Annotated in this window: 8 protein-coding genes; all 8 read right to left on the bottom strand. The window is 41.1% G+C overall.

Features of this window, described 5'->3' with window-relative positions:
• Window positions 1-135 precede the first annotated feature (135 nt).
• The 8 genes from G5B30_RS07605 to G5B30_RS07570 all read right to left on the bottom strand — a co-directional run bounded on the left by G5B30_RS07605 (window position 136) and on the right by G5B30_RS07570 (window position 11,728).
• Window positions 136-1,251: a FecR family protein gene (locus G5B30_RS07605; protein WP_165319373.1), complete on the bottom strand. Its 1,116-nt coding sequence runs from the start codon at window positions 1,249-1,251 to the stop codon at window positions 136-138.
• Window positions 1,252-1,279: 28 nt separating this feature from the next.
• Window positions 1,280-1,819 (bottom strand): RNA polymerase sigma factor, encoded by a 540-nt coding sequence (locus G5B30_RS07600; protein ID WP_165319372.1) that lies wholly within the window; start codon window positions 1,817-1,819, stop codon window positions 1,280-1,282.
• A 4-nt stretch (window positions 1,820-1,823) separates the two neighbouring features.
• The gene (locus G5B30_RS07595) at window positions 1,824-2,918 is read right to left on the bottom strand and encodes an alpha/beta hydrolase family protein (protein ID WP_165319371.1); all 1,095 of its coding nucleotides are present in this window, start codon (window positions 2,916-2,918) and stop codon (window positions 1,824-1,826) included.
• A gap of 116 nt (window positions 2,919-3,034) precedes the next feature.
• Window positions 3,035-4,348 (bottom strand): DUF4302 domain-containing protein, encoded by a 1,314-nt coding sequence (locus tag G5B30_RS07590; RefSeq protein WP_165319370.1) that lies wholly within the window; start codon window positions 4,346-4,348, stop codon window positions 3,035-3,037.
• A gap of 2 nt (window positions 4,349-4,350) precedes the next feature.
• Complete coding sequence (locus tag G5B30_RS07585) at window positions 4,351-5,838, bottom strand: DUF4302 domain-containing protein (protein ID WP_165319369.1); 1,488 nt, start codon at window positions 5,836-5,838, stop codon at window positions 4,351-4,353.
• Window positions 5,835-6,683 (bottom strand): substrate import-associated zinc metallohydrolase lipoprotein, encoded by an 849-nt coding sequence (locus tag G5B30_RS07580; protein WP_165319368.1) that lies wholly within the window; start codon window positions 6,681-6,683, stop codon window positions 5,835-5,837. Before G5B30_RS07580 ends, G5B30_RS07585 begins: the two co-directional genes overlap by 4 nt.
• 8 nt (window positions 6,684-6,691) lie before the next feature.
• The gene (locus G5B30_RS07575) at window positions 6,692-8,107 is read right to left on the bottom strand and encodes a RagB/SusD family nutrient uptake outer membrane protein (RefSeq protein WP_165319367.1); all 1,416 of its coding nucleotides are present in this window, start codon (window positions 8,105-8,107) and stop codon (window positions 6,692-6,694) included.
• A gap of 6 nt (window positions 8,108-8,113) precedes the next feature.
• A complete protein-coding gene (locus tag G5B30_RS07570) occupies window positions 8,114-11,728 on the bottom strand; it encodes a SusC/RagA family TonB-linked outer membrane protein (protein ID WP_165319366.1) in 3,615 nt (1,204 codons plus the stop codon).
• Between the last annotated feature and the right edge of the window lie 63 nt (window positions 11,729-11,791).

Raw genomic sequence — 11,791 nt, 5'->3', positions numbered from 1 at the left:
ATACGTACATTTATCTAATTCGTGCAAGGAGTTCCGAGGCTTCTTGCACTACTTTTTTATCAAGACAAAGAAATTCCGTGTCATTTTCAATAAGACGATCAAAAAGGCAATAAGGGTAAGGCTAATTTTAAAAAGTTAGTTTTTCACAAGTATTGTTCTTCCATTCAACACGATATTCATGCCTCCCTGATTAAATATCTTCAGCAGTTCATTGATATCTTCCGATCGTTTTATCTTACCAACAAAACGTTCATCAGATACCGGTCCTACATATTTAATATTCACATTGTACCATCTCGACACTTGTCTCATCAAGGTGTGGATATCTATTTTATCGAATCTGAAAAAGCCATCTTTCCACGCTGTAGCCTGCTCGATGTCCGCATTTTGAATTTTTAGGTTAGTTCCCGTATTAAGCACCTCTTCGCCGGGATTGAGTTTTATCTTGGAGTTCGTCCCACGAAGTTCAATCTTACCGGTCAACAATGTCGTCCGGGTAAAAGGCTCGTCGCTATACGCATTTACATTAAAAGAGGTACCGAGTACGGTAATCTCCTGCCCTTTCGATCGAACAATAAAGGGCTGATTTTTATTTTTTGCCACATCAAAAAAAACTTCACCTTCCATTTCCACAATCCGTTCATTTTGGTCAAACACTAAGGGAAATTTGATTTTCGAAAGCGAATTTAGCCAAATCTTACTTCCATCCGGCAAAATGATCTGATAGGTACCACCTCTGGGAGTTTCGATCGTATGATATTTGTCGGCCAGCTGATCTGCTGGAATGCCACGGAGATCTACCTTGGAAAGGTCATACTGCAGTCTACCTTCTACATTATTAATAATCGACATACTCCCATCCTGAATATTTTCCTCTTGTGCAGAGTTATCTAAGATAATCTGCTCGCCATTTGATAATGTTAGAATAGCATGGTCGCCGCCCGGCTGGACAGCGGTGGCAACAGAGGCAACTTTATCCGGGGTTATGATAGCGGTGTTATTCAGATAGAATGTAACACCCATCACGATAAGAACGACCGCAGCAATTGCCGCCCAGGTATATTTTATTGGAAAATGTTTAGTAGGAAAATCTAATTCAGCTGGAAAGTTAGCCACCATATCTTCCTCTAAATAGAAGTCCAGCTTCCCTTGGGCCAATAGGTCAAAAAAGACGATCAGTTCTCTCTTTGTAAGTGTCTTATTGAGATACCCTTCTACGAGCTTTCTATAGTATTTCTCTTCGGCTTCCATAGTGTAGATATGACGATCTTTACGGTGATTAGGGTAAGAATATTTTGTAAATTTCTTTCAGTTTTTTCATCGTACTGACCATATGATGCTTCACTGTACTTTTTGATATCTTTAGCTCTTCGGCTACTTCATCGTATGATTTTTCTTGATCTCTGCATAAATTAAAGATGATCCGCGATTTTTCGGGAAGCGTTTTCATGTAATTGTCCAAAAATTTGAAATACTCCTGTTCGGTCACAAAAAGCTCCACTTCATTGGTCGAAAACTTAAATTCTTTCAGCAGATCATCGGGCATAATTTCTAACCGGGAAACCTTTTTCAGATAATCCAAAGTATGATTTTTGGCCATTCGATAGATATACGAGTTGAAATTACTCACTCTATCCAGAAAAGCCCGTTTTTCCCAAAGCTTTACGAAAACATCTTGTGTCAGATCCTGAGAGATACTTTCCGAGTGAACATACCGTTTGATAAAAACATTCAATTGATGGAAATAGAGATCATATACCTTCATAAAAGCATGATGATCTCCTTCCTTGATGTTTATCACGATAGATTCTAAATTCATCGCATCAATCCTGCACTACTGGATAATAACTCGCCTTTATCAATTCCGAAACATCAGCAAAAGGTTTATCCGGTTTTAAATAACCTTGTAAGTAATGATAGACTTTGAGGCGGACTTCTTTCGCGAGATAACTGTCAATCCGATCAAAGTGGTGCCCACCGGGTGCATTTTCAAATATTTCGTAGTCAAATTTCTTATTGTTTGCTTTGAGGGCACTAATCAAATGCTCGACTTCTTCAATCAAGACATCGTCATCATTCGTGTTTGCATGAATCAATAACGGTTTTTCCAACTTATGTGCCTGAAAAGCCGGAGACCGTCTTCGATATTCTTTGACGTCATCTTTGACCTCTTTACCGATATGGTAATCTGCCGAATATAGTTTCCGATAGCTGTCACTCATGTAACCCAATCGCATGATGAGATCACTGACCGGAACGCCTGCGTAAGCTACAGCGTAACTATCCGGAAAGTTGAATATATTCAATAAGGCGTGCATACCTCCATGGCTCCAGCCCATGACGCCGATTCTACTTTTATCGACAAAGGAATAGTTTTCCACCATATAATCCCGACAGGCTTTCGTATCGTCGATCTCCAATCCGCCGTAATCTATTTTTTGCTGAAAGCTCTTCCCATACCCTGTACTGCCCCGGTACTCCGGAGAGGCAACGATATATCCTTGGGAAATAAGCTCTTTCACAATATGGTTATTACCCACGCCAAAATTTCCATGTACTCCACCGTGGACAAGTACAACCAATGGATATTTTTTTGCTGGGTTAAAATCCTTGGGGATAAACACATAGGACCAAAAAACAAGGGGATTGCCTGCTCCCTTCGCCGTTTTGCTCTTAATTTTCGCCGGAGGGCCTGTCATCCGCACTTTATCAATATAAGCAATGTCGCCCAGTTTATTGTGCCAATCTACATCTTCGATCTTCTTGTTCAGCTGGTCGAAAGAATAGGATAAATTCGATATCCGCGTCTGCAGACGGTCAATTTCTTTCAAGAGTTCTGCATTGTCTTGTGCAAAGGAATGAACCGATATCCCAGATACCAGTATCAAAAACAAAATAAGTCTATAGGTCTTCAGCATACGTATTTCGTGTTAGGCTAAGGTACTTTAATTCTATAAGACGACCAAGAAGGGGTTATAGGGTAACAATATTTTTATTTTTCTAAAAAGTAGGGGTGAAAAATTCACCCCTACCATTAATCCCAGGAATAATCCAATGGCGCAGCAGCACCTACACGGATTGTAAAATAAATCCGGCTGTTTTGTCTACTTATAATCCTAAACTGCTGCTCACCATTTCCAAACCGACCATAAGGCATAATCGTTACCCCTTCTGGCGGAAAGAGCATGTGCAGGAGTTCATAGTTCAGATCTTTATACTGATCGGCCAAACCTGTATTGTGTGTGCCCAGAACATCTACAAATACATGATCTTCGCCCATTTTATAATTTTTAACGTTATATCTTAGCCACGTACTTGTTGCTCCATCGGGTCGGCATAGGAATTGTATGCTTTCCCCCGAAGCCGCATTGTTATAGACTTGTATACGGAACATACTTGGCGAAATGATATTCATTACTTCCCGCCATTTGACCTGTAGATCCGGACTGTAGTTAAGTTGCAGATCATCTCCTACATATGCCCAAAACTGAACAGGCTTGCCCACATACAGATAAGTATCTGCAGCATGCGGGAACGTAATACTGGCCACATGGGATACAAAGATCCGGCCTATGTGATCGCCGTTATCATCTACAACCTCCAGTTCGTCCGCATTGTATTGTCCAAAATTCAAATAAGAGAAAGTCTTGTTATTGATCGTGATAGGCACGTCAAGTGTAATTCCACCAACTTTATAGTTAAAAATCCGCTCGACATTAACTATTTTATCATCAGTGTCTACCCAAGAAAACTTAATATTTCGCGCACCTAGATTCAAATCTAAGAACGCACTCACACCATCAACCTCAAAATTCTTGAAATATGCTGTGGCATTCTCACTAAAATCATTGACAATATTGATAACCTCTCCATAATTTTCAATCATATCGTATTGCGTAGACTCGGCTTTGGTTAGCAGAACACTAACGGTATTCCCCTTGACCGGCCTAAGCCGAAATGTACCATCCTCATTTTCTGAAATAACAAACTCAAAGCTTCCTGGGAAAAACTCGTACAACTTTTGAAAAGCAGAATATGATGTAATCTGCAGCTCCGGATTTACTAGGCCAGCGAGCTTATATTTCACATCCTGGTCCAAATAATTGTACCCATCGACATCTGAAAGAATATCACATAATCCGTTCTCCTTGAATTTAATAATAATATTGAAACTGATCTTATCAAATTTATAATTCATATACCACCCGTGTTCGCTGTCTATCAACTTTTGGGTGTAATCTGCTTGTATGTCTTCCAGATAAGTACCATCTGGGAGCAGATATTCAAAACCATTCTTGTCGCAGGACAACAACAGGAATGTAACTAGTATTAAGCATAATTTTTTCATATCTATCTGGTATATTGTTCGTAATAAGAACTCAAAGAAGGAGTTCCGGTATTATTTCCTATATAGAACTTGATCTGATCCTCGCTGTTATCAGGATTCAAAAGATTGATCGCATAGGTTCCCCCACCATCGGGGACTTTATCCATCAAGGGCTGAATGTAGAAACCTTCCTCTCCACAGAAAGTATCATAGAGATATTGTCTGGCTATTTCCCTTTTTGCCGGCGTATAATTTGCGCCCGGAGTACCTGTAGGGGTTTCGCCCAAGTTCTTTATCTTCAACACATTCTTTCCTTCCGTTACAAAATCGCATTTGAACATAATATTTGCTGCATTGGAATAAATTTGAATCATAGTACCACCACCGCTTCCAGAATTATTAACCCGCAGTATAACTGAAAATTGGGAATTAGCTAATCCTTCGTTTAAAGCCAACCTAGCTTGAGAAGCCAAATCAGCGTATCGACCACTAAAGTATCCTACAACAGGTTGAGGTGCAGTCATGGTATGGCTGGCGGAAGCCGGTGTAAAATACTCCTTGCTAAACAGCGTCGTAATCCCTGCATAATAAAAAGCCTCCTGATTGGAATACCCAAATGTTACCGGTTCAGTGACATTCCCCGCTTCAGTCACAATGAGTTGCTTTGCTTGGCTATCATACGTATCAAACAATATCTTGTCGATCTCCAGTGTCCCATAGGCAATAGCAGGTGTAAATTTCATTCCCCCGGGAAAGAACTCATACGAATATGTGTTTTGATACTTGACATAACTCGGATTCAAAGGTGTATATGGCGGGACAAATTCGAAAGTGATCTTACTCGTTATAGTATCTATATTGGTCCAATGAAAACCATAATCTCCTATATTAAATACGTTGAACCTTCTTTTGTCCGCACCACTATCAAAATCCTCCTCCAACATGTTCACAAAAAGACCTTTAGTCACTGCAAATGCAGCTTCATATTCGAGCAGATCATAGACACTATCTTGCTTTTCTTCAAAAGCCAGTTGCTGTTCCGCATCGAATGGCGTCAGTAACATAACGTTGTCATTGTATCCGTCGGCCCGCCTAAGATGTGCCAAATTCTCGGTGAAATTATCAATGATAAATTGGATCGGCGCATTTTCCTTGTACTGCATCAACGAAAAAACGGAGGCTTCTTCAAACTTCAGCAGCGAATTATAATCGCCGTAAATGCGAAACCGACTTGTCGCAAAGTCCATATTCTCACGTGTAGTTGATTTGACCGACACCGAATGGTCGGACTTAAAAATCAAATGCAGCATCACAGAATCTTGTCGTTCCTCTCCGGCTATATGCAGAAACCAACCTTCCTCGTTTGCGACCAACTTCTCAAAATATTGCTGGTGTTGCTCTTCCAATTGCTCCTTTGTCAGGACTGTTTCTGACGGTAATATGGTTATCTCCTTCCCACAAGACACAAACAGGCTTATGGCAAATAATAATATAATAAATATCTTTTTCATGGCTCTAATTCGCTTAATTGGTCACCAATACGATCTATACTCTCCTGAAGAACATGCAGATCAATTCCTTTTTCTAAAAAATAATTGTAGACGGATCTATACTTTGCACCCAAATATTGATTTTGTGCTGCTAAGGCCAAGACCTCTGATTTTTTTGTCCCAACGATTCCTTCTACCCAAGTACCGAAATCTTCCGCTTGATTTGACATTCCATAGTTTCGCCAAAAACCACGATTTCTTGCTTCTTGAAGAGAAAACGACCCTACAGCTGATCCTCCGGCATATTTCCCGGCCGATATCTGGTCGAAACCGATAGGACGACCATACTTTTTGTCTAGGATATGAGCCAACTCATGGGCAAATAGGATCGCCTGCCCTTTGGTCCAGCCCTTGTCTTTTAGATCGAGACGGTTGATACCCGTCATTAAAATCCGACTCAGAGAAACTGCCCCTCCTGTTGAACTAAATCCTCCCTCTTCCGATGAATAATCGATCGATGTACCCATCAAGATGATCTCGATAGGCATGTTCTCACGCATAAAATTGACGTTCTGTTTCTCATAAGGAGCTATAATCATCTTCCGCACGATGTGTTCGACGTAGGGTTGAATCAACTCATAACGGGGTGGAGCTGCAGTTGCATTACTGGCAACATATTTACGATCCCAGTCGTAGATCAACTTGGTCTGATAATCCTGATAAATTGAGTATACCGCCGAGTCGGTAGCATTTTCCAACTTGATATCTTCAACATACGGGTTATACGGAATAGCTTCTTCTCTATCGCACCCTTGGGCAGCTATCAAGAGAAGAAAAATTGTCAAACTATATAATATCTTTTTCATAACTAAACTTATCTTGGATTAGGAAAAATATCCGGATTAGCAGAAAGCTCAGACAACGGTATCTGTACCACTCTACGCAAATCGTCCGCTGGTAGATCAACATATTTTGTACCATCATAGTGGCTTATCGGGATGTTCAATCGCTTGAGATCGAACCACCGGATACCTTCATAACATAATTCTCTATTCTTTTCGATCAAAATATCTGCGAATATGCTTTGGACATCCGAATAAGAAGATGCATCCAGATAAGGTGGTGCAACATCTCTGAAACGTTGTTCGATGACATCATTTACGAGTGCCGCAGCTTTTTCAAAATCTGGGTTATCCTTCTTAACATACGCTTCCGCGGCATTGAAGATGACTTCTTCCAATACAAACAGGGGTACATCTGAATAGCGGTTGCCGTTATCGGAAAGCAAGGATTTATATTTTGACGTATTCCAGTTAAGGTAAGTCACGCCGTTGTTCGTGTACATTCTGAATCGTATGTCACCTGTGGCAAACGTACTTTTGAATTCGTTGGCGTAGAAACCTGATCGAAAATAAGATATCCACTCCATAGAATAGTTCATCAATAAGACATTGGGCTTGCTCACAGAAAAATACTCATAGGCAAATGTTCCAAACTGGGAGGTTAGAAAGTAGGCATCAAAATCGGTAAAAATATCCCGAATAGAATAATTAATATCAAACACCATATTGCTGTACCGCAACGATTCTTCCCAATTGGATTTGAACAGATAGAACCTGCTTAGAAATGCGTAGGTAGCTACGTTGGTAAAATGGTGCTTAGGCACCTTATATACGCTCTCATCCAACAACGCCAGTCCCTTAAAGATTTCTTCTTCCACAAAGTCATATACCTCTTGGACAGTATGCCGCTTATAGATTGTCTGATTATCTTTTTCGGTAGCTCGGACAATAGGAACACCTAGATCATTCGATGCCGTATTTGCATTATAATGTTTGGCAAAAATGTTCACCAGCATAAAGTGACAATAGGCGCGCACGAGATGAGCCTCTGCTTTCACCGCCCGTTTCAGTTGTTCTGTCCCCTCGCTATCATCGATCTGTTCCAAAATGATATTTGTTTTGTAGATATAATTGTAATAATTCCGCCAGGTTGCATCCGGGCTTACGTTGTTGGGAACATATTCATCCGACCAAAGGTACAGTGGTAAAAACCAAGTGACTGTACTGCCATTGTTGTAGGATGTATAATTGTAAAACCTAAAGTTGTCGGTATACAATTCCGTAAACAGATGTTCACCCCCAGGATAGGCTCCAGCCATAATGGCTTGGTAATCGGTTGTTAATGTAGGCCGTACCCTGTTGTCTGGATTTACACTTAGAAACTTATCACAACTTGAACATAAGACCAGTATGCCCAAGAGAATATAAAATTTATTTAATGTTTTCATAATGGATCAAAATGAACAGGTTAAACCAAAGGTGTATGTTGTCGTTAAGGGCAGTGATATTCCGGAAACAATGGATTCTGGATCTTGTCCTAATAACTTCTCATCCGACCACAAATAAATATTCTGTGCCTGACCGTTCAGAACCAACTTGCTTAGCCCTGCTCGACGAACCCATGCTTGTGGTAATTCATAATTCAACATCAAACTCTTGAAGCGAACAAATGATCCGTCTACCGTACGGATATGACTCCGGTTGTAAAACGTAAAAGGATCCGAATTCAGACTCAGTAATGTACTACGTGTATCCGAATCGATAATACGTGGTACATTCGTATACTGTTCATGCCCAGGAGCCTGCCACCTATTGACCAGCGTTTTATCCAAGGCCTCCACATCCGAATAATAACCTTTATAGAAAGGATTCAACCGAATTTTATTACCATAATTAAAAGTAAATAAGGTTGAAAGTGTTATTTTTTTATAACGAAAACTATTCGTGAGACCACCTGATGCCAAGGGCTCGCGGCTACCTTCATAGATCAACATTCCCAGTTGTCTGGAGCTCTTGTCTATTCTATAGGTTGCTTGATGGCTATCATTGTAGAACAACGGCAGTCCATTCTCATTCAATCGTGCAAACTCAAAAGAATATAGGCCGTTGACCGGTCGTCCTACCATAGCAGCACCCCGATCTATAGATTGTTGCAAGACCGTATTATTGGTTTGCAGACTCTTTATCGTGTTTTTGTTGTAACCCAGTGTAAAAACTGTTTTCCAATCAAAATCTGCTTTTTTAATGTTATGTGAATTTAAAGTGACTTCGATCCCCTGATTGGTCATATCTGCCCAATTGATGGTCTTCCGCTGAAAGCCAGAAGCTCTACTGACCTCTATCGCACTGATCAGATCATAGTTATCGCGATGATAATATTCAAAGATAAAATTGAAACGCTTGAGAAAACCGAACTCTACCGCTATATTTGACATTTTCTCCTTTTCCCACTGCATAGACGGATTGTCTGGCGATTCGATCGTGATCAGGTTCTCGACCGTTGCACGATCAAAGCGAGTTGTGTTACCATAATAAGCTAATAACTCCGGACTACCCAATCCACTGATATTACCCCGAAGACCATACGATCCCCGCAGTTTGAGTTGATCCAACCACAGGACGTCTTGAAGGCCGAAGTCTTCATCGGCATTCCAGCTTGCTCCAAACACCCATATTGGCAGAAAACGGAATCGCTCCGAAGCTCCCAAACGGTTAGAGCCATCTGACCGCATGGAGGCCGTCAAATTATACTTCCCTTTGTAGGAATAAGCGAGATTTCCGAAGAAGGAAACCTCATTGTATGTATTTTGACCTTTTCTGTAGTAAGAATCTGAGCTCAACGACAATATGTCTCGCATAATGGCCCGATAATCTGGATTTGCAGTCATGCCCCGATAGTAATCAAAGCCATAACCTTTGTAATAATCTCTATAATAGTGTTTGCTTCGAATTTCATTTCCCACGAGTAGATCAAAAGAATGATTAACAAATCTTGGTGTGTAATTAATCGAATTACGAATGGTGTAAAACGTACCGTCCGTGTTGTCCACTATGGCGATCCCACCTTGGGGCAATACCGAGATAGGGAACTCATACAGATCGTAGGGGTCATTATAGAGCTTATCATTCCCCCATATCACCGAGCTATTTGCCATAGCCCGATACGATTCGGCCACGTTGGAAAACTCAGTAGCGATATGTTCTGAATAGGCCGCTGTCGTCCTTGCGGAAGCAAGTCCGGTGTATTTCAGCACCTCCGAAATTTTCCAATTGGCATCAAACTGAGCTCGCAGCTCTTTCAGCCTAAGATTGATGAAATTATTATCCAGCTCATGTATGATGTTGAACGGTGCATAGTTTGTTTGATACCACTCGAAGGCCCCTTGGTTATCATACGCTCTCATCGCTCTGCTAGTTGAACGCGCATACGTAAAAGGGTTGATGTCAAATTCACGGGACTCCAGTCCTAATACAGGTTCCTGCGTATCATAAGCTCCAAACGTCCGTTGATCTCTCAACGACCCATTGAGTGTGGTCACTAATGAAAACTGATCAGAAACGTTATAATTGGTCCGTATATTAGCGGTGTATCTATCGGTATTTTGACCGATTACTTGCCCGTGGTCCTTAAAAAAGGAGCCCGAAGTGTACATCTGGAATTTTTCCGTTCCCGCTGACATACTTAGACTGTGTTCCTGTGTCAAATTGTTTTTGAACAGTACATCAAACCAATCCGTATTGTACGTCTTTGCCCGTTCAATACGGTCATAAAACTGTGGCCAGGTGATCTCTTTTCGTGACATCTGCTCCAACAACTTACCGTAAGCGCCATAGGTACGGTTCATGTTCGTAAAGTCTACCAGATTCTTTTGGTAGAGCTCTTCCGAAAACTCCATCCGTTCTTTGGAATTCATCACATTGAATGACGTGATGGAAGGCTTTACATTCAGCGTGAATGTATTTTTATAGTTTATTAGTGCTTTACCGACACGTCCCTTTTTTGTTGTGACAACGATAACGCCGTTTACGGCCTGCGTACCGTACATCGCGGTTGCAGAAGCATCTTTCAATATCTGAATATCTTCGATGTCGTCTGGATTGATCCCTGATATAGCCGAACTTAACATCGTGGAGGCATCACCCGAATACAACTGATTGGGATTGATATTGACTGCATCATCCAAGACGACTCCATCGATGACCCATAGAGGCTCCTGATTACCGCTTATAGAAGAGTTGCCTCGTATACGTATCTTTGATTTAGTACCAAACGTACTGCTTGTATTCTCTACGGCGACACCCGCCACCATACCTTGCAAAGCCTTTCCAACATCCCCCATACCGGCAGTCGCCATATCCTCTGGATTGACTTTACCGACAGATCCGGTGAATGTGCGCTTATCAATATTTTGATATCCGGTGATAACGACTTCTTCCAAATCATCTACCTCGGCTCGAAGTGTCATATCGACTTGATTTCTTTCACCAATAGCAGTCTCTCGCACCTGATATCCGATGATGGAAAATACCAATACATCTGCGGGAGCGGTATTCGTCATCTCATAATGACCGTTTTCATCGGTAGAAGTAACAACAGATTTGCCCTTCACACGAACCGTTACGCCAACAAGTGCTTTGCCGGTTTCGTCAACGACCTTACCACGGACATTCTTTTGCTGTTGTACAGTTTTCGGCTTAACCGATACCGGAACTTCAGCATTCTTTTTTCTAATGATTAACGTATTGCGTTTCAGTTCGTACTCCAACAACCGAGAATCGATGATGGCGCCCAAAGCTTGGTTCAGGGTCGCTCCTTTTAAATTTACATCGACAGGGGTTGATTTTTTGAACAAATTCGAATCGTAAACCAGATCTAAATCAGCCTGCTTACTGATTTCGGATAACACTCGCTCCATGGGCACATGTTTCATTACAAGCGTGATACTTTGACCATAAACCACGATACCAGCTTGTAAAGATGTCAGCGAGAAAAAAAGTATCAATACTTTCATAATGAGCCATATCTTTAAAATAAACGCAAAGCGTTCCTTTTCCAATGGAATTTTCATAAATTTGGGTTAGTATTAAAAGTTTTAAGAATATGTTTATTTCTAAGCTTTTTCCTGTCAGGA

The sequence above is a fragment of the Sphingobacterium sp. SGG-5 genome, assembly GCF_011043525.1.
Classification (GTDB): Bacteria; Bacteroidota; Bacteroidia; order Sphingobacteriales; family Sphingobacteriaceae; genus Sphingobacterium.
The sequence above is the reverse complement of the archived record's forward strand: the minus strand, read 5'-3'. Positions and strand labels throughout refer to the sequence as shown.

What these genes read in the sequence shown, in the direction of transcription:
- G5B30_RS07580 (WP_165319368.1), bottom strand. Translation starts at nt 6,683, where the DNA reads ATGAAAAAGATATTATATAGTTTGACAATTTTTCTTCTCTTGATAGCT.
- G5B30_RS07600 (WP_165319372.1), bottom strand. Translation starts at nt 1,819, where the DNA reads ATGAATTTAGAATCTATCGTGATAAACATCAAGGAAGGAGATCATCAT.
- G5B30_RS07575 (WP_165319367.1), bottom strand. Translation starts at nt 8,107, where the DNA reads ATGAAAACATTAAATAAATTTTATATTCTCTTGGGCATACTGGTCTTA.
- G5B30_RS07595 (WP_165319371.1), bottom strand. Translation starts at nt 2,918, where the DNA reads ATGCTGAAGACCTATAGACTTATTTTGTTTTTGATACTGGTATCTGGG.
- G5B30_RS07590 (WP_165319370.1), bottom strand. Translation starts at nt 4,348, where the DNA reads ATGAAAAAATTATGCTTAATACTAGTTACATTCCTGTTGTTGTCCTGC.
- G5B30_RS07605 (WP_165319373.1), bottom strand. Translation starts at nt 1,251, where the DNA reads ATGGAAGCCGAAGAGAAATACTATAGAAAGCTCGTAGAAGGGTATCTC.
- G5B30_RS07570 (WP_165319366.1), bottom strand. Translation starts at nt 11,728, where the DNA reads ATGAAAATTCCATTGGAAAAGGAACGCTTTGCGTTTATTTTAAAGATA.
- G5B30_RS07585 (WP_165319369.1), bottom strand. Translation starts at nt 5,838, where the DNA reads ATGAAAAAGATATTTATTATATTATTATTTGCCATAAGCCTGTTTGTG.